This is a genomic window from Ectobacillus panaciterrae DSM 19096 (assembly GCF_000430785.1).
Lineage (GTDB): Bacteria > Bacillota > Bacilli > Bacillales > Bacillaceae_G > Ectobacillus > Ectobacillus panaciterrae.
The window spans coordinates 15,448-38,628 of sequence record NZ_AUMR01000053.1 but is presented as its reverse complement, the minus strand read 5'-3'; the positions used below and the strand labels follow the sequence as shown (position 1 = coordinate 38,628).

Here is a 23,181-nt window from a genome sequence, read left to right as displayed (position 1 = left end):
GAGGCTGGGTTAACTATTACGGGCGCTTTTACAAATCGGAACTTTATCAGGTGCTCATGCACATGAACCGAGCCTTGATTCGCTGGGTGCGGCGCAAGTATAAGAAATTCGCTATCCACCAGCGGAAAGCAACGCACTGGCTCGGGAAGATTGCCAGACGCGAACCGAAACTATTTACACACTGGAAAATGGGGATTTTACCTTCGGTTGGATAATGGGAGCCGGATGAGCCGAGAGGTTCAAGTCCGGTTCTGAGAGGGCCTCGGGGTGAAATTCCTCGGGGCTACTTACCTCGTTGTTTTAACAGAAACAAAACAACAAGCTCAATCCATATACGAAAAGATACAATCGTACTTGAGTAAAAGAGGATTAGAACTGAGTGCAGAAAAAACGCGGGTGACTCACATTGAAAATGGATTCGACTTCCTAGGCTTTTCCATACGTCAGTATAAAACGTGGCAAGGAAATAAGTTATTGATTAAACCAAGTAAAGACAGCGAAAGAAAAGATAAGGGATACGTTCCGTATCATGAGAGGCCAGCCCATTAGGGAACTCATCAGAGTATTGAACCCCATTATTAGAGGGTATGGACAATACTGGAGACATGTCGTATCTCAAAAGACGTATGATAAAGTCGATTATTATATTTTTAGGAAAATATGTAAATGTCTTATTCGATTACACCCTAAGAAATCGTGGAAATGGATAAAGAAAACATACTTTAAAAAACCTCATCATGGAGGAGAAAAATCCTGGACTCTAACCTGTCCTCTAACAAATATCCAGCTCTTACATATGCCTTGGTTTAAAATTAAACGGCATGTGATGGTCTTATACAAGAACAGTCCCGATGACCCTACTCTTAAAGAATATTGGGAAAAAAGAGACCGGAAGGTCTTTGATGGAACAAATACCTTGGATAGAATTAAACTGGCGAGAAAACAGGGATATCGTTGCGCGTTGTGCAGACAACCACTACAAAATGGAGAAAAAGTTATGGTACAGGACTTATCAACACATTTAGGTCAAATTATAAAACTAGTACATGTACCTTGTATCAGATAATAAGTTGTTTGGATAAAAAGAAGGCTTGAGCCGTATGACGGGAAAGCTGTCACGTACGGCTCTTAGGAGAGTTAGGGGCAGTGATGCCCCTCGCTTATCCGACTAAACTATACATCCTATTCTTAAAAACAACTTCTCCCCCTGAAAAGACATATTTTGGTTATGTATGCAGGAGAAACATTAAGAATTGAGAATCTAAATAATGTTTACAAAATTTAGCTGATATGGAGACACCCAACCTACCGCATCTAGTGACAGTTCAAATTCGTTTGAATCTACCGTTTTTCATTTTCTTTACTATCAAAACATAAATGGAGGTAGAGCAAAAAATGAAGTATGTTCAATTAGGGAAATCTGGATTGATTGTATCGAAGCTGGCATTTGGGGCGATGACTTTTGGCTCAGGGAATATTCCAAGTGTATACAAAGTAAGTCAAGATCAAGCAAAGGAGCTAGTAGACCAAGCTCTGGACGCTGGCATCAATTTCTTCGATACGGCGGACGCTTACGCAGATGGGGAAAGTGAAGAAATATTGGGTCGGTTGCTAGGGACTTGCCGAAAGGAAACGATTATTGCCACTAAAGTTGGTAATAGGGTGGGGTCAGGCCTTGTCCAAACTGGACTATCCCGCAAGCATTTGTTCACTGCGTGTGATGCGAGCCTAGCTCGGTTAAACACTGATTATATAGATCTGTATATCGTTCATAAGACCGATCCGTTCACCCCGCTCGAAGAAACGTTGGAGGCGCTTAATGATCTTGTCCGGCAGGGCAAAGTTCGATATATCGGCTATTCCAATTGGCCAGCTTGGATGGCTGCTCAGGCTCTTCAGATGCAACGTGAACGCGGATGGGCCACCTTTATTAACGGGCAAATGTACTATTCATTAGTTGGTCGGGATATCGAGCACGATATAGTTCCTTTCATGAAAAACAACGATGTTGGATTAACGGTGTGGAGTCCTTTGGCCGGTGGTTTCTTAAGCGGTAAGTATACCCGCGACAATCTGACCGATCCGAATAATCGGCTGAGCGGCTTTGATTTTCTCCCGCATGACAAGGAATGGGGTTTTACAATCTTGGATAAGGTTCGAGACATAGCTCATGATCATGGCGCAACACCGGCACAAGTGTCGCTCGCTTGGCTCCTGGCACAGACTCATGTGAACAGCGTGCTGGTAGGTTCGAGCAACGCTTCCCAATTAGAAGACAATTTGACCGCTGTCGAGCTGAAGCTGACAGCGGAAGAAATCGCGGTGCTGGAGCAATTGACACGTCCTGTACCGTTGTATCCGAACTGGTTTACAACCATGACTCTTGATTCTCAAGTTGTGGAGGCGCTGAAATGAACAAAGCAATTACGATCTTCAATGGAACCAGCGATAATTTACTCAAACAGAGTTATTAATAAAAAAGGAATAGTGATCTTAACACATCACTGTTCCTTTTTATTTCCAGTACTTATTCCGGTTTTTGGTTCGATTGCTACACAAACCCCAACTTCCGATAACACGACTTATGTTAACTTGGAACGTTAATTAATTAGAATAAAGTAATAAGTAAAACACATCCTAAAAACAATATACAATTTGGATGTGATTAGATGAAAAAAATACTTATACTCTTGCTTACTTCTATTATTTTTACAAGCTGTGAACAAATTTCAATGAAAAAAATCAAAGAACTTGATATCAAAAATTATGGAATCCCTGATGAAGCTGATAAATTCATGTTTGAATGCGGAATTGATGCAATTACATACGATAAAAAAGGAAACATCCATTTTTATGTTAGAGAAATCAAACCTGATACTAGAAAAAAGATTGAACAGAAACTTATTGAAATTTTTGGACAAAAAGTAGATTTTACACTCCATAATGATTTCGGTGCTATTGATTCTGCACCAAAATAACTTCCGATAAATTATGTTATGTAAACAATACATAAAATAAGCAATTTTGAACATCTTATGAATGTAGAATTTATTGAAATTCTACTTGCTGTCACGATCCAAAACAAACGCAAAAAGGCTTCATGTACCTTTGAAGCCTTTTTGAACAGCTGAACTACCGATAACACTGATTATGTGAACAAGAAAGCTCGTCAGAACAGGATCTGACGAGCTCTTTTTTATAAAGTGGTAGATACATTGACTACTGATAATGACATGTTATGTAAACCTCACATGTATACGATATGCATAATTTTTGTTCTTTTTTGGAAATATAAAATTGTACTGTTTATAAGAAAAAGCGTGGAAAAATGAGAAATAATGAACCCTCTGAAAGTAGTAATCCTGAATTGTGAATAAGGAAGTGACCTGCGATGATTACCAGCCCCAAAGACCGTATTACGACGTCTCAAGCAGCTGTTATCGTCACCAATTACATACTTGGAATGGGGATTCTGACCTTGCCCCGAACATCTACAGAGAAGGTGAAAACACCAGATATCTGGTTAACTGTGATTTTAGGCGGGCTAATTGCGATGATGGCAGGGGTTATCATAGTCAAATTAAGCCAACAGTTTCCAGGAAAAACTTTTTATCAATACAGCCAAAAAATTGTAGGGAAATGGGTGGGCGGGTTACTAAGTCTACTCCTTGTATGTTATTTTTTTATGATGTGTGGGTTTCATGCCCGTTCATTAGCAGAAATAACAAGTTATTTCTTGCTAGAAGGCACCCCCCTATGGGCCATCCTTATGCCATATATGTTGACGGGTCTCTATCTGATCATGGGCGGCATAAATCCGATTGCTCGTCTGTTTGAAATTATCCTCCCCATTACGGTCGGTATTTTTTTGCTGGTTGCCTTTATGAGCTTCAAAATATTTGAGATGGATAATCTGCGCCCGGTACTGGGGTTGGGGATCATACCAGTACTAAAAGGAATAAAAACAACCACTCTCTCATATACAGGTTTTGAAATCATGTTGATTATAACGGCGTTTATGAAACAGCCAAACAAAGCAGGAAAAGCTGTTCTGGTTGGAATTTTCATCCCACTGATCTTTTACACGATAACTGTCGTGATGGTTATCGGTGGGTTATCCATCGATGGAGTGATAACGCTAACATGGCCGACGATCGATCTCATACGAAGTTTTGAAATGTCTGGTTTGATATTTGAACGGTTTGAGTCTTTTTTGCTCGTGATATGGATTATGCAAATGTTTACTTCCTTTACCACCGGCTACTATGCTGCTTCTTTGGGGCTGGCCCAATTCTTTAAAAAGAACATTCATCCATTTATGTATGGCTTATTTCCGATCATTTACATCGCTGCCATGATTCCAACAAACATCAATGAGTTATTTAAATTCGGGGATATGCTGGGCAATGCTGTGTTGTTTTTATTTGGTTTACAACCGCCGTTACTTTTGCTCATCTTGAGATTGAAAAAGAGGAAGCATAAAGTAAAGTCATAACAATGTACGATTTCTTTTGGTTTTGCTGTTGGTTCTTTTGCTTCTATCTTTTACTGGGTGTTAAAGCAGCAACGAAATTGAAAAGACTTCATAGATTTCTAAATACATCGACTTCCGATAACACTGATTATGTTAAGCAGCCTGTTGAATTTAAACAGGCCTTTTTTGTTTGTTTAGGATGTAGTCTAGACGAACAGTGATAAACAAATATTTTTCTGTTCGTTTGTAATTATTTTTGATATTTACGAACACAATTCCAAAATAGTCATGACTCTAAATGAACAAATATTTAACATAGCATGAGTTATCGGAAGTCAAACTACTCTTATTTGTTTTGTTCCTCTTTAAAGTGTTTTTCCTAATAAGAGAAAATGACCAATTCTATAAATGGGGTCGTTTTTATTGGTTTGGGATGTTTCAAAAACTGTTGATCATGAAACGTTCATTTTGCCTCCCATATTCTCTTGAAAATGCGTTTCAAAATTGCGTACCAGAATCAAAAAGATTATGGTATAGTTTACTTGAAACACAAGGGAGAATGATGTTGTAAGGTACTTGGGGACAAAGAACTTTAAACCTCTACTGTAAATAGTTGTAACGTTTCACAAATAAGACACACAAAAAGTCGAAAAAAAGTATATAGTAAGAGTGTGGTTGAAAAAGTCAGAAGATACATTAACAAGCATAACGAAACTTTGTAAACATTCATGTGAAATAATTCACAATTATACATGAACGTTTACATCAGGTCTCGTTTCTCTTTTTAGAGAATAGGGACACAAAAAGTCCATCATGGTCAATAATCGACCAATCAAAAAGGAGGATTTATTTATGGTTGTTGAAGAAAAAGTGTTAGATCAAGTACAAGAAACTACAATAATGATTAATGAGCTTGTAGAAAAAGCGCAAAAGGCATTGAAAACATTCGAAACGTTAAACCAAGAGCAAATCGACCATATTGTGCATGAAATGGCATTGGCAGGATTGGATCAACATATGCGGCTTGCAAAAATGGCAGTAGAGGAAACCGAACGCGGCGTCTACGAAGATAAAATCATCAAAAACATTTTTGCTACTGAATATATTTGGCACAGCATCAAAAACGATAAAACAGTGGGAGTAATTAACGAAGATCCTCATGCGGGCATCATTGAAATTGCAGAGCCGGTAGGAGTTATCACAGGTGTGACTCCGGTGACGAACCCGACTTCTACAACAATGTTTAAAGCGTTGATTGCCATTAAAACAAGAAACCCTATCATTTTCGCGTTCCACCCCTCAGCACAAAATTGCTCTGCTGAAGCTGCACGTGTTCTTCATGAAGCAGCAATAAAAGCAGGTGCCCCGGAAAACTGTATTCAATGGATTACAAAGCCTTCCGTAGAAGCAACAAAACAATTGATGAATCACCCGGGGGTTGCTCTTGTATTGGCGACAGGCGGAGCGGGTATGGTAAAATCCGCATACAGCACAGGTAAGCCTGCGTTAGGCGTAGGACCTGGAAACGTTCCTTGTTATATTGAGAAGACAGCAAAAATCAAGCGTGCCATAAACGATTTAATTTTATCAAAAACATTCGATAACGGTATGATTTGTGCGTCTGAACAAGCCATTATTATTGACAAAGAAATTTATGAAGCAGTAAAAGAAGAAATGATTGCAAACAAATGTTACTTCGTAACAGAAAAAGAAAAGAAACAATTGGAGAAGCTTGTAATTAACGAAAATACTTGTGCCGTAAATCCCGAAATTGTCGGTAAGTCTCCTGAGTATATCGCAAATCTTGCAGGATTTACTGTTCCAGAAGGCACAAAAATGATTGTAGCAGAAATTGAAGGAGCAGGTCCAAACCATCCTCTTTCCAGAGAAAAGCTAAGTCCCGTATTAGCTTGCATCAAAGTAAACAGTGCAGAAGAAGGATTCAAGCGCTGCGAAGAAATGCTTGAGCTTGGCGGACTAGGCCACTCTGCAGTGATGCACTCTACTGACGAAGAAGTACAACGTCAATTCGGTTTACGCATGAAAGCATGCCGTCTTATTGTAAATGCTCCTTCTGCTCAAGGCGGTATCGGTGACGTGTACAACGCGTTTATGCCATCTTTAACATTAGGATGCGGCTCTTACGGTAAAAATTCTGTATCTACAAACGTAACAGCTATCCATTTGATGAACGTGAAAAAACTTGCGAGAAGGAACAATAATATGCAATGGTTCAAGCTCCCTCCGAAAATCTACTTTGAAAAACACGCAACACAATATTTGGAAAAAATGCCGAAAATTTCGCGTGCTTTTATCGTAACTGATCCTGGCATGGTGAAATTAGGTTATGTAGAGACGGTATTGCACTATTTAAATCTGAATCCGAACAATGTAAAAATAGAGATGTTCTCTGATGTTGAACCGGATCCATCTGACGCAACAGTATTTAAAGGCGCAGAAATGATGAGAGCATTCCAGCCTGATGTAATCATCGCGCTTGGCGGTGGTTCTGCAATGGACGCAGCAAAAGGAATGTGGCTATTCTATGAGCATCCGGAAACCAGCTTCCATGGCTTAAAACAAAAGTTCATCGATATTCGCAAGCGTACATTCAAATATCCTGAATTAGGCCAAAAAGCACAATTTGTGGCGATTCCGACAACATCTGGTACAGGTTCCGAGGTGACTCCATTCTCTGTTATTACTGACAAAGAAAACAATATTAAATATCCATTGGCTGATTATGAATTAACACCGGACGTAGCAATCGTAGACCCACAATTTGTAATGACTGTTCCTCCGCACATCACAGCGGATACAGGAATGGACGTGTTAACACATGCGGTTGAATCATATGTATCTATCTTGGCAAACGATTATACCGACGGATTAGCCTTAAAGGCCATTGAGCTTGTATTCAAGTATTTACCGCGTGCTTATAAGGATGGCAGCGACGAAGAAGCTCGTGAAAAAATGCACAACGCTTCTGCGATTGCAGGTATGGCGTTTGCGAACGCATTCCTTGGCATCAACCACAGCTTGGCGCATAAGCTTGGAGCAGAGTTCCATATCGCTCATGGGCGCGCTAACGCCATCCTAATGCCGCACGTAATACGCTACAATGCGAAAAAACCTAACAAGCATGCCTTGTTCCCGAAATATGAGCACTTTGTAGCAGATGAGCGTTACGCCCAAATCGCAAGAATGTTAGGTTTGCCGGCACGCACGACTGAAGAAGGGGTGGAAAGCTTAATTCAAGCAGTCATCAAGCTTGGCAAAGAACTGAACATTCCGATGAGTATCGAAGCGCAAGGTGTTGATAAAGAAGTGTTTGAAAGCAAAGTAAACTATTTAGCAGAGCGTGCATTTGAAGACCAATGTACAACTGCCAATCCAAAATTACCATTAGTAACAGAATTGGCAGAAATCTACCGCGAAGCATTTAAAGGAGTATAAAGTAAGAATTCTGTATACGTACTATTAAACTTTGTGAATGAGGCTTGTTTACAAACAAGCCTCATTCACGTTGTTGAAAAGTGGACCAAACTTGAATCTGTATGTAGCGAACTCCACGGTATCGGACGAAACGAAGAGCGTGAAGTTCTTTACTTTCTGCGAAACTTCGCTCGATCGTGGAGGGACGAATCGATCGCAATATGTTGCCGCGGGCAGACAGTCGTTGATCCCGGATGTGGTTCTGGTGCAAAAACTTCAAGATAGTTGCAAGTCATCTCTTATACGATCATTTAATGCGTCTTTTATAGAAGAAGCTTGGGTTCTGGTGCACAAATTGAAAATAGATTAAAAGCTTGTTTAAGCTGTAAAGAATCGTGTATATTCTGGAGTATTTATTTCTATATTTTGTATGCTTATGTGCTTATTTGACGTTGTTTAAACTTTTTGCACCAGAACCCAATGGATGATAATAGTGAAGGAGTATCAGTAGTGGAAGAAGTAAAAAACAATTCCTTTGATAACTAATGATTTGAGTCATATAAATAATAAATCCCTTCATTATTATTTTGCTGAAGGGATTTATTATAGGTTTATAGATGCATTGACTACCGATAATGACATGTTATGTTAACTGAACATGTATACGATATACAAATAAAATCTTCAATTACTTATTGTATAATAATGGTATATCCGGTATATTTTTCAAATAAAGTAAGCGTGTGATTAATAATGAAAAAATTAAGAAAGCGGAGAGTGAAACATGAAAAGCAGCAAACGAATTCGAAGTCTAGATATTTTACGGGGATTAGCAATTTTAGGAACCTTAGGAACAAATATTTGGATTTTTGCACATTTAGGGGACTTGAATTATATATTTACCTTTACTCATAACAAGTGGTGGTTATCGGGTGACGCCTTTTTACGAACTTTATTTTTAGCTTTAATTAATGGCAAATTGCTTGGCTTATTAGCCATCATGTTTGGCGTTGGATTGGAATTAAAATACCAGCAATCGCAACGGTTGAATCGTCCTTGGCCAGGAATATACATATGGATTTCCTTAATTCTACTTCTCGAAGGATTTCTGCACTTTACCTTGGTGCTGGAGTACGACATTTTGATGTCTTATGCAATGACCGCGATTATTGTCTCTCTTATCGTCAAAGCAGGAGAAAAAACGATGCGAATAACGATGATCAGTGTTGGCGTGATTCATGTCTTCTTTATATTAATTGTTTGCTTAGGTGTACTGGGACATCAAGTAAATAGTGAGTCATTTGCAACACCTCAAGAAGTCACTAACCTTTATCAAATCGGATCTTGGTTGGAACAGGTTCAATATCGACTTAGCCATTTTTGGGATTTGCGGACAGAAGCAATCTTTGTTATTCCCTTTAATATTTTTCTATTTTTAACAGGTGTTCTGTTGATGAGGAAAGGAGCTTTTGCGAATGATGATAATGGACGGAACATTCGCAAAAAGATGATGAAGATCGGACTGTCTCTTGGTTTACCTCTAAACTTATTGCTGTTTATTCCCGGAGGTTATTTTGATTTTCCAGTAAGGTATGTATTTGCTCCGATTCTGTCGATTGGATACATGGGAGCAATCAGCTTGTTGGTTGAAAAATTCCATTCCTTTTCATTGTGGAGCTTCCTAGAAAGAGCAGGTAAGATGTCCTTGAGCTGCTATGTATTACAGAATATTTTGTGTTCAGTTCTGTTTTATGGTTGGGGCTTGGGGTTTGGTGGAAATCCCAGCTCGTTTACGGTCATTTCTGTTTGGATATTAATCTGTTTGCTGCAGCTACTCTTTGCTACTTTATGGTTAGGTTACTTTACCATGGGACCGATGGAAACAGCACGTAAGCATCTAGCTAACTTACTAATAAGGGAAAAAACATCGAGAAAAAATTTGCAGGTATAAGATTATATATATGATAACATTTTTAATATAAAAATAAATAAACCTTAGTATTCATATATTAATTGATTCACTGCCGATAATGATATGTTATGTAAACTTCACATGAATAGGATATACAGGAAAAATTTCCTTACCAACGTATTATCAAGATGGTAAAATTTGGTGAAGGGAGGAGGTGCTACCATGAAACGTTATTTGACCTCTATTTGTTTCTTACTCATTGCTTTAGTGCAAATCATTGGTCATTACACAGGTTGGGGCATTTTTGCTTACGGAATGACAGTTGTGTTTCTGTTGTTAGGAGCATACTTCACCAAGTATCTGAGAAAGCCTGAAAAAGCATAGGAAATGGAACGAACCTCTCTGAAAGTGGAGGGGTTTGCTGTTTTCACAATAAGCAAAGGAGAGAGAATTTATTATACCGTTAAAGATGATTAGAATTAGGGGGATTAGATTTTGAACAAAGTAAATTCTCTTCTTGAGAAAGAAGTACATCTTTTGAGAAACACATGGCAACATTCCAAAAAAACATTTTGGAGGTATTGGTTAGCCACTTTAATTATTATTATTATTACTTATTTAATCGCATCATTACTACATTTGGATGCTAAAAAGTTTGTTCAAGGGTTGGATAAATTTAGTTCTGACACAACCAGTAATAAAGAAAGCTATTGGCAAGGAACAATTCTTTTATTTAAAAACAATTGGACTGTTTGCTTTCAAATATTAATATTATCTCTTGTACCAGTACCATTTCTGTATACACTTTCGCTTACTTTAACAAGTGCTATAACTGGTGTCGTGATATATTTATCCCAAAAGGTAGGAATGAGTCTGTTCTCTACCATTGTTTTAGGTTTACTTCCTCATAGTATCTTAGAACTCTCTGTATTTATAATTACATCGTGTTATGGAGGTAAGATTAATCAAATTATTAGAGGGAAAATCATGAATACGTTTCGTCATGATAAAAAAAATGTTCTATCATTATGGGAACATTTAAAAAAAACTTGTATCGTCTTTATGTTTGTGATTACTCCATTTATCTTCATAGCGGCATTTATCGAAGGCTACATCACTCGTTTCTTGCTAAATTAATTTTTGTACCTCAAGAGGGAATCATTAACTTCCGATAACACTGATTATGTTAACTTGACACGAATACGGTATACAGTTTTTTTAACTAACGGGCGAAAAAATGAAAATGGGATTGGTTTTGAAACGAGAAGGAATAGTGGAATGGTTTAATGAAGAGGAAGGTAATATTCGTATATTGCTTGACTGTGGATACCCCATTTTTAGTTACATAAAAAAGCACCCTTATGAAGTGAACCCATGATTCAGCACTGTATTGCCCTGTCGAGGAACGCCTGCAGCATTCACACCAAAACTATTGACCAATACAGGGTCAGGTGGAACAATAGGAGTAGGTGGGGCAGTAACCCGAACTTCATAACTTGGATGTGGGAATAGAGGGTCAGGTGGAAAGAACGCCATCATCTCTAACCGACGTTGGGGTGGAATGGTGAAAAAAAGTGGTGTCGTAATAGGCTCGGGAGGACCGTCAGGTGGAGGAGGAGGTTCTCCGTGAAGAAACGCAAACTTTCCAAGTTCTTGTGGTGGACCTGTTGTCCAATTCTTAACTTCTACAATTACGTCTTGTGATTCGGTAGGATCAATATTGATAATCTCTGCCAAGGTTTGTTGCGTATCGGGGTTCCTTTTTTCAGGAGCAGTGTGCTAACACTGCTCTGTTTTTTGTTTGCGAACGGGCAGAATAACATAGCAATTTTATTGGGACAATACTCAAAACTTTAGTTTCAATCTAAAACTGAATCATTGAGTTCATATTAAGTAAAGTACCAAAAAACAAACGGTTCTAATCATAGAGTTCTCTCTAACAATATCCCCACTTGTTCTGCCATGACACGAGGTGGATAAGGCATTCCATTCGTGATCCACCATTCCACGATCCCTACATAAGACGTGACAATAAATTGAAGAATCACAGCTTCATTTAATCCGTGATTTCTTCCTTTTGTTATATCCACTTCATCCTTGAATTCTTCGATGAGAAACTCAAGGAACTGACTATGAAAAGAAGGGGCACCAAGCTCCCTTAAAGATAATTAACATTTGTAATTAATTTGTTCACTAATGAACAAAATGTGTTCATTTAACTATTGCAAGCATTCTGTTGCCGTTTATAATTATAGACGGATGTTTATTAATGTATCGGTATTTATTTTTTGTAGGTATGAAATTTAGCTAAATTGAAGTAGCTTAAAATGAAAGAAGGAATAGAAATGTCCAATAGAAAAAGTTTTTATGGAGGAATGGAGAGAGTGTATTGATTAGAGAGAGCATCTGGACGAAAAATTTTATTGTTGTTTGTTTAAGCAATTTTTTCATGGCATTAAACTTTTATATTCTCGCGACAGCATTTCCATTATATGTGAAAGATAGCTTAGGCGGGAGTCAACAACAGATGGGATTAGCTATTACCATCTATGTTATTGGAGTCGTATTGATTAGGCCCTTCTCAGGCCGATGGGTGGATCGATTCGGGAAAAAGAAAATGGCTGTGATAGGAATGGTCATTTTTCTAATCGCCTCTATATGTTATTTCGGCACCAATGGAATTTTCCTCTTCTTAGTTATTCGTTTCATTCACGGAATGAGTTATGCGATAGCCTCGACTGCTGCAAACACAGTTGCTGCCTCACTCGTTCCTGATTCACGCCAAGGGGAAGGAATGGGCTACTTCAGTATGTTTATGAGCCTTGCCATGGTTATCGGCCCGGCTTGCGGGCTTTTTCTATGGAAAGACAAGAACATCACTGTATTGCTATTGGCTGTTTGTGTCATTGCTGGGCTTTCTCTTCTGTTTACGATTGGGATACGGGCACCTCAACAAAAGCAGAGTAAGACAGAATTGGTTCTGAACGCAGAGCCAACTAAGAGAAAGGGCATGCATTGGAATGACTTTATCGAACCGAAGGCGCTGCCGATTTCGTTGGTAGGGTTTATTCTTGCCTTTTCTTATAGCTCATTAGCCGGCTTTCTAGCTTCTTTTACGGCTGAGATCCATCAATCTCAAGTCACGGGTACTTTTTTTGTGGTGTTTGCGCTCATGATCGTATTGTTTCGGCCCATCGTTGGGAAAGTATTTGATAAATATAATGAACATTATCTGTATTATCCCGCAATTTCGTTGTTTGCTGTCGGAATGCTCTTATTAAGTCAAGCTCATTCCGGAATAATAGTGTTGGTGGCTGGCTTCATGATGGGAATTGGTTATGGGGCTCTCTTTTCTTGTTTTCAGGCATTGGCTGTGAAGCTGTCCCCTGAACATCGCAGAGGGAGTGCAACGGCGACGTTTTTCTTATTTTTTGATTCAGGCTATGGATTAGGTTCTTATTTTATGGGACTGACCGCTTCCTTTTTGAATTACCAAATGATGTATGTTGTTGCAGGGCTCATTCCTTTGCTTTCTGCTGCCTTTTACTATCTGCTCCATCACCGCCCGCAAGCTAAGATGGCCATTCAAAACTAAAAGGCTAATATAACATAAGTACTCGGTCTAAACAGTTATTTTCGTTTTGCGCTAACGGAGAACAATAGTGTAACAAACAAAAGCCTTTTATTTTTTGCAAGCTTAGCAAAGAATAAAAGGCTTTTTCGTTTCTAATTATAGATTCCTCTCTAAAAAAATCCCCACTTGTTCTGCCATGAAATGAGGCGGATAAGGCATTTCATTCATGAACCACCATTCCACTACCGAGAAACTCAAGGAGCTGACTACGAAAAGAAGGGGCTCCTTTACTGGCTAACATCGTCGGATAGAATAAATAATTACTCTTAAAGTATTCGAACAGATTATAGTCACATCCATAAAATCCAATTCAGATGCCGATTCGCACATTTCCCGTAGTTCGATAATATGTTCTTCAATGAGCTTATCCAGTAGATCAAATTTATCTAGGTAATGAAGATAGATGGTTCCTCAGCTAACATTTGCCCTGTCGGAAATATCCTGTATGGTAATGTCATCAAAATTTTTCTCAGTCATCAGTTCAATAACAGCTTTTTTGATGGCATCTTGGCTTTTAGCTATTCTTCTATCCACTTTAGACATTGTTAGGTCACCAAACTTTCCTAAAGATAATTAACAGTTTCGTTTGATTTGTTCAATAATCAACAAATGGAGTTCATTTAACCATTGCAAGCATCCTGTTTCTGTTTAAAATTATATACAGATGTACATTAAAGTATTAATGCTCACTATGTATATGCAATCGGATATGGAGAAATCGATTAATGTGCATCCAAATTTTTCAGTGTTAACAAGAAAGGATTGTGTTGTCTCTTATGTGTAATAATCATAAAAACCTAATGACCCGTGTGCTAAGTGTCCCAAGTGCAAAAGCACCATTTGAACAGACTACAATTGAGCGGAGAGAATTACGACCACACGACGTCTTAATAGATATTAAGTTTAGCGGTATTTGCCACTCCGACATTCATAGTGCACACGGTGAATGGGGTGGTGGGATCTTCCCAATGGTTCCTGGTCATGAAATCGCCGGAGTCGTGGCAGCAGTAGGAACAGAAGTTACAAAATTTGCTGTTGGTGATCGCGTTGGCATTGGCTGCTTTGTTGACTCCTGCGGAGAATGCGAATACTGCCTCAGTGGTGAGGAGCAATATTGTACGAAAGGCGTTATCGCAACATATAATGCATTAGACTACGATGGTAATCCAACATACGGTGGATATAGCCAAAAAATAGTTGTAACGGAAGGGTTTGTTGTCCGTATTCCAGACGGTCTGGATTTGGATGTGGCAAGCCCGCTATTGTGTGCAGGAATCACCACGTACTCTCCTTTGAAACACTGGAACGCCGGCCCAGGTAAGAAGGTTGCCATTGTGGGGATGGGAGGTCTTGGGCACCTAGCAATCCAATATGCCCATGCTATGGGTGCTGAAGTAACTGTCTTGAGTCGGTCTTTGAATAAGAAAAGTGAAGCCCTGAGCTTTGGAGCAGATCATTACTTTGCAACCAATGATCCCGCTACATTCACTACTTTGGCTGGTCGTTTTGACCTCATCTTAAATACAGTGTCTGCCAATCTTGACGTAGATGCGTATTTATCGCTGCTTCGCGTAGATGGAACACTTGTAAATGTCGGTGCACCAGCCGAGTCAGATCAGTACAATGTGTTTTCCTTAATCATGGGTCGCCGTAGCATTGCAGGTTCACTTGTTGGTGGAATTCGGGAAACACAAGAGATGCTCGATTTCTCCGCCCAACACGGCATTGCTCCTAAAATTGAGGTGATCCGTGCTGACCAAGTAGACGAAGCATATGAGCGTGTCCTCCGTAGTGATGTACGTTATCGATTCGTTATTGACGTATCTACCTTGTAACTCGTAAAAATGCTTTATTTATTTTGAATCGGCTCTGTTGAAAGATGGGTTAGCCAATTAGATGGTTGACCCATTTTTTGTTTACTGGAATCGTATCTCGGGAGTTTTCTGATCATATAAATTAAAATTTGGGCATGAAGGGGTAAGGTAGACATTTTAACGAAACCATACGCTAAGACATTTATTGGAACAAGAGTTCGAGGTTTCCTTACTCTAAGATAAAGAAGGTTCATCTGGTAAAACCCTTCACTATGGAAATAATAATTGAATAATTTTTTGCGTGTTCATTATTTTCATGTTTTTAGAAGTATTGAACTCTTTGTAGAGGAGTGATTAGAAAAATATGAGAAACACATGGAAAATTTACATGCTGGCCATCATTACCTTCATGGTCAGTACATCGGAGTATGTCATTGCAGGTATTTTGGATAAAGTCGCTGCCTCCGCTAATATATCGGTATCGGCAGCAGGGCAACTGATCACCGTATTCGCGATTGCTAACGCGATCGGTTCTCCAATTGTCGTGATGGCCACGACAAAAATGGATCAGCGTAAGTTATTAATTCTTTCTCTCTCTATAATGGTGCTCGGAAGCGTTATGACATTCACCCTTCCTGGCTTCGGTTTTCTTATCGTCTCTCGCATTATACTTGCTGTAGGAAGTGGGGTTTTTGCCATCGCCGCCAAAACTGTCGCAGCAAAACTAGCATCGCCCGAACATAAAGCAGGGGCTATCGGCACCGTTATAATTGGGTTCAGTGCAGCTCTCATCGTCGGAGTCCCAATTGGTCGTGTTGTGGCCACAGCATACGATTGGAAGGTAATCTTCGTGGGTATTGGTGTTCTTAGCTTGCTAGCAATCTTTGCTGCCGCACGAACGATTCCCGCCACAAATAGCGAGGCGGCCGTCCCTCTGAGCAAGCAACTCGCTTTTTTGAAGAACCCGAAAATCGTAATGGGCCTTGGTGTAACGTTCTTCTGGCAGTTAGGATATGCAGTACTCTATTCGTATATTGCCCCCTTCCTGCTAACCGTTACATCAATGAGCGAACGAGAAGTGAGCTTTGCCCTGTTTGCCTTTGGCATCGCTACCTTAATAGGTTCCAAGTTCGGTGGATTCATGACGGATCGGATTGGTATCCCTCGATCACTTGTGGGAGGCATGGTTGTCCATGTCATAGCTCTTGTGCTACTGTCCACTATCGCTAGATCAACTTTCGTCACCATTCCGTTGCTTATGCTATGGGCTTTCTCGGCGTGGTCGTCTGGCCCAGGTCTGCAGTATAATCTGATCTGGCTCGCTCCAGAAGCTTCAGGAATCATGCTTAGCCTGTATGGTTCTTTCATACAGTTAGGCATAGCAGCGGCCGCTGGAATTGGGGGGATTGCCGTACGAAGCACATCGATGCTAGCGGTCAGTTGGATCGGGGCTGCATCAGTCACGATTGCTGTATGTATTGCGGCGGTCTCATTTAGCCTTGCCCGTTCGCCCCACAAGAGTATAGCGACGAAGTGACGGGAAAATCACATAAGAAAATTAGAAGCGTCGCAGTTTGAACTGCACCCCAATTGCGGCTCACTTCAAAAACATACCAAAGAATGCACGGATATTGGTCTGATTAAAGAACCAGACGAGCTTGTAGAGCAGCTCGAGTATTTGCGCACTGCTACTGATGTGGATATAACTCCACAATGGCGCTACTCCTTATTTAAGTAACGGGGCTCTTTTTTCAAGAGCAGTGTGCTAACACTGCTCTGTTTTTTGTTTTCGAACGGGCAGGATAACGTAGCAATTTTATTGGGACTATAGATTTCTCTCTAACAAAATCCCCACTTGTTCTGCCATGACATGAGGTGGATAAGGCATTCCATTCGTGATCCACCATTCCACGATCCCTACGTAAGACGTGACAATAAATTGAAGAATCACATCTTCATTTAATCCGTGATTTTTTCCTTTTGTTATATCCACTTCATCCTTGAACTCTTCGATGAGAAACTCAAGGAACTGACTACGAAAAGAAGGGGCTCCTTTACTCGCTAACATCGTCGAAAAAAATAAATAATGACTTTCAAGGTATTCGAACCAGGGCAGATTCGCATCTATAAAATCCATTTCAGCCGCCGATTCGCACAATTCCCGTAGTTTGTTAATATGTTCTTCAATGAGCTTATCCAGTAGATCAAATTTATCCACGTAATGAAGATAGATGGTTCCTCGGCTTACATTTGCCCTGTCGGAAATATCCTGTATGGTAATGTCATCAAAATTTTTTTCAGACATCAGTTCAACAATCGCTTTTTTTATCGCTTCTTGAGATTTGAGTATTCTTCTATCCACTTTAGACATTGTGAGGGTCACCAAACTTTCTTAAAGATAATTAACAATTACAATTGATTTGTTCACTAATGAACAAAATATGTTCATTTAACAATTGTAAGCATCCTATTTCTGTTTATAATTTTAAACGGATGTCCATTAATATATCAATATTTATTTTTTACTGACATCAAAGTTAGCTAAAGGAGAAAGAAATTATATATGGAATCGGAGTCACTGACATGGGCGACATCAAAGGAAGCAGGCATATGAAATGGTAAAACAGTATTCAGAGGATTTACTTCCTGCCTTAGCGGGGCAAAAGAAAAGGGGATTATTTACGGAACTGGAGTCTGGAATAAGGGAGACATTAAAGGAAGCCAGGCTATGAAACAGGCATATGAAATGGGTAAGAACGTATAAATCGGAGGACTAAAATTGGAGCAGAAATCTTTAGTATTACCAACAACAAAGCTATTTACGAATCGGGATTTATTCACATTATTTCTGCCGCTAATCATAGAGCAGTTTTTAGAATATCTGGTGGGATTGGCAGACTCAATCATGGTAGCATACGTGGGTGAATCAGCCGTGTCTGGAGTGTCTTTGGTGGATTTTGTCATGGCATTGCTCATTAGTTTGTTCGCAGCTCTAGCTACCGGCGGTGCAGTAATTGCAGGACAGTATATGGGCAGGAAGCAGCTGGAAGAATCAAGAGAAGCAGCGAATCAACTGGTATGGTTTGCCGGTGCCGTTTCCGTCATAATCATGGTCATTATTTATCTGATAAAACCGCTTATTTTAAATGGCTTGTTTGGGCAGATTACGGATGAAGTACGCAGGGATGCGAATACTTACCTGATGATTACAGCAATATCCATTCCGTTCCTTGCACTATATAATGCCGGAGCTGCAATATTCCGTACTATGGGTAATGCAAAACTGCCCATGAAAGTGATGCTGGCTATGAACATAGCGCACGCGGCAGGAAATGCAATACTTATTTACGGCTTCCACTTTGGTGTTGCAGGTGTTGCTATACCGACCTTGCTATCACGTATTGCGGCCGCAGCTATTATTATCACAGTGGCTTTTAACACAAAGCAATCAATATATATAAAGAAAAGTTTAAAACACAAATTTAACTGGGCAATGATTAAAAAAATCTTAGGGATTGGTGTTCCATATGGATTGGAAAATGGACTAAGTTTCATGCAATTTAACCGATAATCTGCTATGTAAGTTATTGATTATGAGCAAGCAGCTAAGCAGATTGCGAATATCCGCTGTTCGGTTATAACACTGGTAATATAACAATTCCGTTTGTGTCAGCATTTTTTGTGGGAACTGGGATGAGTTATGTATGTTTGATATTGGTAATTCAATAAGCTCGTTGTCGTGTTCATTTAACACTTGCAAGCAGCCTGGTTTCTGTTTATTATAAACATGTGTTTATTAATCTATCGGTGTTCATCATTTATAGGCAAGCTGAATATTGGGAAAATAAAAAAGCAGTTCGTTCGAGATTCTGATGCTGGTGTGAATTTTATCGACCAGCAGATGCGTATCTCATTGGGGAATCGTATGACATCTCGGGTGCAACAGATTCGATTATCGGAGGTTGGTTGCAGGATAAACAAGACAAAATGTTTTTCGCATCATATTTTTATGATTGTACTCCTACAATTTTAAAGTATGATAATTATTTCATAGTTGGAGGAAATATGTCCATTCAAGTTCAAAATTTAAATAAGTCTTTTCGTGTCCATGTTCGACAGGAAGGCCGGATGGAAGCGTTACGTAGTTTGTTCAAACGGGAATACCAAACCGTTCATGCGGTGAAGGACGTGTCCTTCACCATTAATACTGGTGAAATTGTGGGGTTTTTAGGACCAAATGGAGCAGGAAAAACGACCACGATTAAGATGTTAGCTGGTTTGTTGCATCCTTCTTCTGGACGAATTGAAGTGAGCGGTTTTAAACCACAGGAACAAAAGAATGAGTTCAAAAAAATCATGAGTTTGGTCATGGGGCAAAAGAGTCAATTGATTTGGGATATCCCACCAATGGAGACCTTTCTAGTGAATAAAAGCGTGTATGAAATTGACGAAAAAATGTTTCGTCAAACCTTAGATGAACTGGTTGAATTGCTGGAATTAGCACCTTTACTTGGAAAACCGGTTCGGAACCTGAGTCTGGGTCAGCGGATGAAATGTGAATTAGCCGCCTCGTTATTACATCGTCCATCCATCTTATTTTTAGATGAACCGACGATTGGATTGGATGTAAATACGCAAGAAAAAGTACGTCAATTCATTGCCAAATATAATCGTGAACACAAAACAACGATTCTCCTAACCTCTCATTATATGGGCGATGTCACCGCACTTTGTGATCGGGTATTAATAATTAATCACGGGAAACTTCTTTACGACGGAGAGTTACAAGTTTTAACGGAAAGATTAACGCCATATAAATTGTTAGAGGTTCGTCTTCCTTCCAGCTCTCATGGTTCATGGGAAACCTTTGGAGAAGTGGTTTCATTTGAAGATGGGAAATTGACGCTTCGAGTCGCAAGGGATCGTGTACCGATTGTCTCATCCGAACTGCTGGCTAATTTTGAAATTAATGACCTAAATATACAAGATCCGCCGATGGAAGAAGTGATTACGTTAGCTTTCCAGGAGGAATCTCATGCTAACTAAATATCGAGCGATTTTACGTATGAAATATGTAGAGATGTTTTCTTATCAGCTCTCTACGATGGTCTGGATGTTTGGCACGATGGTCCAACCTTTGATTACCATGATGGTGTGGATGAATATTTATCCAGATCAAGGAGACTCTTTTATTTTGTATTTTACGTCTCTCATTATGGTAGAGCGCCTTACGAGTGCTTGGGACGTATGGGAAATGGATCGTCAAATTCGTGAAGGCACATTCTCCTATCAAATTGTTCGACCTTTTCATCCGATTCATTGGGCGATCGCCGAAAATATTATTTATAAAGGATTGTTTTTAGTTGTTCTTTTACCTTGTTGGATCATTCTATCCTTCTTTATTCCTTCTCTTCAGTTACATCTGTCGGTAAGCCAATGGGGACTATTTTTTGCTGCGCTGTTACTCGGAGCGATTATCCGATTTGCTTTTAGTTATATGTTCGGCATTTTGGGTTTTTGGATGACCAAAGTGACCGCGATCTATGCCATGTTCGAAACGGTTTCGTTATTTATTTCTGGGCGGATCGCTCCGTTTTCTCTCTTACCACCCGTTGTCAAACAAATCAGTACCTTCTTACCCTATCGCTATATGATCGGATTCCCTTTAGAAATTCTAACAGATGCAGCCGATCCGCATACCCTCCTGGTTGGATTTATGGGATCTTTCATTTGGGCTATTCTTCTCATTGGGGCAATAGGTTGGTTATGGAAGGCTGGATTAAAGAAAAATCAGGCGGTGGGGGGATAACATGAGGCGATATTGGCGTATATTTAAAGAATTTTTTCGAACTTGTCTGGTAGAGGAACTCGAATATCGAAGCGAGTTTATTGGAAATCTCTTCTCGAGTCTATTTGGTATTATAGTCTCGATTTTGATGGTTCAAATCTTCTTCTATCAAACTGATCAATTGGGTGGTTGGGCATATGCCGATGTTCTGATTCTTCTTGGTATTTACAATACCTTGCAAGGATTGATTGATTTCGCTCTTCGCCCCAATATGCCTAGACTTCTTTTGCATATTCGGATGGGAACCTTGGATTATGTGCTAACAAAACCGGTTGATAGTATGTTCTTCGTGAGTCTACGACACCTTGTTTTCTGGCGCTTGATTGATGTCTTGTTAGGGATTGGATTACTTATCTATGGTCTATTTCAAAAGCATTTCATACCGTCTTTGCTTGATGTGTCTTTCTTTTTCATTACCATCTTTGCTGCCTTTTTGATCATTTATTCTTTATGGATGTTGTTGATGACCACCGCCTTTTGGGTGATTCGGATGGATGATTTGTCTTTCTTATTCAACTCTTTTTTTGAAACGACTCGGTTCCCCATCACCATGTATAAAGGGTGGTTGCGTATGGCTTTAACGTATGTTTTACCTGCAGCGTTTCTTACGTTTACCCCGGCGAGTTCCTTAATTGGTAAGTGGGATGGTCGAACAACAGTTGCGTCAGTCATTGTAGCTGTCGTCTTCTTTTGGCTGGCTCGTCGATTTTGGAAGTTTGCACTTGCGAATTACACCAGTGCTAGCAGTTAAAAAAACTTAGCCTATCGGCTAAGTTTTTTTTATATCACTATTTAGTATTTCTACTTTTTAACAATTGTCACTTTACAACTGTTAGGTTACCAAACTTTCCTAAAGATAATTAACAGTTTAAATTCATTTATTCATTAATGAACAAATTGTGTTCATTTAACAATTGCAAGCATTCTGTTTGTGTTTATAATTATATACAGATGTTCATTAATGTTTTGATGTTTATTTTTTCGCGGGCATCAAATTTAGCTGAATCGAAATAACTTAAAATGAAAGAAGGGATATAAAAAGTCAAATTCAAAGGAAGTTACTGCTGTACAGAATATGATCGGAGATTTTGCACCAAAGATTGTTGAATTAACCGATGATATTTTATTTGGAGATGTTTGGGAGCGTAAAGAGCTTGATCCACGTGACCGTAGTTTAATTACCGTTGCTAACTTAATAACGAGTGATAATACAAAACAACTAGGATTTCATTTAAATAAAGCAAAAGAAAATGGAAGGATGTTAAATATTATGTCTAATATTCAAGATAAAGTTGTCATGATTACGGGTGCGTCTAGTGGAATTGGAGAAGCGACTGCAAAGGAACTTTCGTCAAAGAGTGCGAAGTTGGTGCTGGCAGCACGCCGTGAAGATCGTTTAAAGAAATTACAAGAGGAAATTCAAAATAATGGCGGGCAAGCTATTTATAAAGTAACAGATGTGACTTCCCATGAACAAATGGAAGAGCTAGCTGAGTATGCTCTTAAAGAGTTTGGAAAAATTGATGTATTAATCAATAATGCAGGAGTAATGCCACATTCATTTCTTTATAAGAAAAAAATTGATGATTGGAACAAGATGATTGACGTCAACATTAAAGGAGTTCTTTATGGAATTGCTGCTGTTCTTCCTTCAATGAGAGAACGAAAAGAAGGACATATTATTAATGTTTCTTCAGTAGCTGGACACGTTGTCGGAGCTGGCAGTACTGTCTATGCTGGAACTAAATTTGCTGTACGTGCTATTTCGGAAGGTCTGCGTAAAGAAGAGTATGGTAACGACATTCGTACAACCATTATCTCACCAGGAGCCGTTCATACTGAATTAACAAATTCGATTACAGATATGGATCTGAAACCAGGAATTGACGAAATTTATAAAGGTGCGATTGAAGCTGATAGCATTGCTCGTGCCATTGCTTTTGCAATTGAACAACCATCTGATGTAGCCGTTAACGAAATGATTATTCGTCCTACACAACAAGAGCGGTAATCTAAAAAGAGAATTAAGAGAAGACTTTGGCTACAGAATACGAAATTAAGGAG

At 39.3% G+C, this 23,181-nt stretch carries 17 protein-coding genes and 5 pseudogenes; 18 read left to right on the top strand and 4 right to left on the bottom strand.

The features are described 5' to 3' along the window. The 6 genes and pseudogenes from H540_RS32125 to adhE form a co-directional block, all read left to right on the top strand. Window positions 1-215: group II intron maturase-specific domain-containing protein (locus H540_RS32125; RefSeq protein ID WP_028401190.1), on the top strand; the 215-nt coding region annotated here is incomplete at its 5' end. Window positions 216-294: 79 nt separating this feature from the next. Further along, window positions 295-1,066: pseudogene (locus tag H540_RS29700) on the top strand (group II intron maturase-specific domain-containing protein); the annotation flags it as partial. 311 nt (window positions 1,067-1,377) lie between these two features. After that, entirely contained in the window at window positions 1,378-2,415 is a 1,038-nt protein-coding gene (locus H540_RS0113855) for an aldo/keto reductase (protein ID WP_342666086.1), read from the top strand. Between the two features lie 254 nt (window positions 2,416-2,669). Further along, window positions 2,670-2,978 carry a hypothetical protein gene (locus H540_RS0113850; protein WP_028401186.1) on the top strand — a complete coding sequence of 103 codons (309 nt, stop codon included), beginning with the start codon at window positions 2,670-2,672 and terminating at the stop codon, window positions 2,976-2,978. A gap of 413 nt (window positions 2,979-3,391) precedes the next feature. Beyond that, the gene (locus H540_RS0113845) at window positions 3,392-4,495 is read left to right on the top strand and encodes a spore germination protein (RefSeq protein WP_028401185.1); all 1,104 of its coding nucleotides are present in this window, start codon (window positions 3,392-3,394) and stop codon (window positions 4,493-4,495) included. A gap of 831 nt (window positions 4,496-5,326) precedes the next feature. Then, window positions 5,327-7,930, top strand: a complete 2,604-nt coding sequence (gene adhE, locus H540_RS0113840) for a bifunctional acetaldehyde-CoA/alcohol dehydrogenase (protein WP_028401184.1) — start codon at window positions 5,327-5,329, stop codon at window positions 7,928-7,930. Window positions 7,931-8,009: 79 nt separating this feature from the next. Here the strand turns inward: adhE and H540_RS32120 are convergent. Continuing rightward, a pseudogene (locus H540_RS32120) lies at window positions 8,010-8,162 on the bottom strand (transposase); the annotation flags it as partial. Window positions 8,163-8,693: 531 nt separating this feature from the next. On the opposite strand from H540_RS32120, the gene H540_RS0113830 reads away from it, so the two are divergent. The 3 genes from H540_RS0113830 to H540_RS0113820 all read left to right on the top strand — a co-directional run bounded on the left by H540_RS0113830 (window position 8,694) and on the right by H540_RS0113820 (window position 10,958). Next, window positions 8,694-9,860, top strand: coding sequence for a DUF418 domain-containing protein (locus H540_RS0113830; protein WP_028401182.1), 1,167 nt, complete (start codon window positions 8,694-8,696; stop codon window positions 9,858-9,860). Between the two features lie 183 nt (window positions 9,861-10,043). Continuing rightward, window positions 10,044-10,205 (top strand): hypothetical protein, encoded by a 162-nt coding sequence (locus H540_RS33190; protein ID WP_155891022.1) that lies wholly within the window; start codon window positions 10,044-10,046, stop codon window positions 10,203-10,205. Between the two features lie 111 nt (window positions 10,206-10,316). Then, window positions 10,317-10,958, top strand: a complete 642-nt coding sequence (locus H540_RS0113820; RefSeq protein ID WP_028401181.1) for a stage II sporulation protein M — start codon at window positions 10,317-10,319, stop codon at window positions 10,956-10,958. Between the two features lie 785 nt (window positions 10,959-11,743). Here the strand turns inward: H540_RS0113820 and H540_RS32115 are convergent. Then, a pseudogene (locus tag H540_RS32115) lies at window positions 11,744-11,971 on the bottom strand (TetR-like C-terminal domain-containing protein); the annotation flags it as partial. 239 nt (window positions 11,972-12,210) lie between these two features. On the opposite strand from H540_RS32115, the gene H540_RS0113810 reads away from it, so the two are divergent. Continuing rightward, the gene (locus tag H540_RS0113810) at window positions 12,211-13,416 is read left to right on the top strand and encodes an MFS transporter (RefSeq protein ID WP_028401179.1); all 1,206 of its coding nucleotides are present in this window, start codon (window positions 12,211-12,213) and stop codon (window positions 13,414-13,416) included. 135 nt (window positions 13,417-13,551) lie between these two features. On the opposite strand, the pseudogene H540_RS34215 reads toward H540_RS0113810, so the two are convergent. After that, window positions 13,552-13,998 (bottom strand): annotated as a pseudogene (locus H540_RS34215) (TetR/AcrR family transcriptional regulator). A 233-nt stretch (window positions 13,999-14,231) separates the two neighbouring features. On the opposite strand from H540_RS34215, the gene H540_RS0113800 reads away from it, so the two are divergent. Further along, window positions 14,232-15,290: an NAD(P)-dependent alcohol dehydrogenase gene (locus tag H540_RS0113800; protein WP_028401178.1), complete on the top strand. Its 1,059-nt coding sequence runs from the start codon at window positions 14,232-14,234 to the stop codon at window positions 15,288-15,290. Window positions 15,291-15,633: 343 nt separating this feature from the next. Then, window positions 15,634-16,806, top strand: coding sequence for an MFS transporter (locus H540_RS0113795; protein WP_028401177.1), 1,173 nt, complete (start codon window positions 15,634-15,636; stop codon window positions 16,804-16,806). 288 nt (window positions 16,807-17,094) lie between these two features. Here H540_RS0113795 and H540_RS0113790 read toward each other — a convergent pair whose 3' ends face one another. Continuing rightward, window positions 17,095-17,640, bottom strand: coding sequence for a TetR/AcrR family transcriptional regulator (locus H540_RS0113790; RefSeq protein WP_028401176.1), 546 nt, complete (start codon window positions 17,638-17,640; stop codon window positions 17,095-17,097). A 408-nt stretch (window positions 17,641-18,048) separates the two neighbouring features. Between H540_RS0113790 and H540_RS29685 the strand changes: the two genes are divergently transcribed. The 6 genes and pseudogenes from H540_RS29685 to H540_RS0113760 all read left to right on the top strand — a co-directional run bounded on the left by H540_RS29685 (window position 18,049) and on the right by H540_RS0113760 (window position 23,128). Next, window positions 18,049-18,840 carry an MATE family efflux transporter gene (locus H540_RS29685; RefSeq protein WP_245592236.1) on the top strand — a complete coding sequence of 264 codons (792 nt, stop codon included), beginning with the start codon at window positions 18,049-18,051 and terminating at the stop codon, window positions 18,838-18,840. 494 nt (window positions 18,841-19,334) lie between these two features. Next, window positions 19,335-20,315, top strand: coding sequence for an ABC transporter ATP-binding protein (locus H540_RS0113775; RefSeq protein ID WP_028401175.1), 981 nt, complete (start codon window positions 19,335-19,337; stop codon window positions 20,313-20,315). After that, window positions 20,305-21,078 carry an ABC transporter permease gene (locus H540_RS0113770; protein ID WP_028401174.1) on the top strand — a complete coding sequence of 258 codons (774 nt, stop codon included), beginning with the start codon at window positions 20,305-20,307 and terminating at the stop codon, window positions 21,076-21,078. The genes H540_RS0113775 and H540_RS0113770 overlap by 11 nt, the downstream gene beginning before the upstream one ends. Window position 21,079: 1 nt before the next feature. Beyond that, window positions 21,080-21,868, top strand: coding sequence for an ABC transporter permease (locus H540_RS0113765; RefSeq protein ID WP_028401173.1), 789 nt, complete (start codon window positions 21,080-21,082; stop codon window positions 21,866-21,868). Window positions 21,869-22,192: 324 nt separating this feature from the next. Further along, window positions 22,193-22,360: pseudogene (locus H540_RS34620) on the top strand (carboxymuconolactone decarboxylase family protein); the annotation flags it as partial. A 27-nt stretch (window positions 22,361-22,387) separates the two neighbouring features. Next, entirely contained in the window at window positions 22,388-23,128 is a 741-nt protein-coding gene (locus H540_RS0113760; protein WP_028401172.1) for an SDR family oxidoreductase, read from the top strand. Window positions 23,129-23,181: the final 53 nt, after the last annotated feature.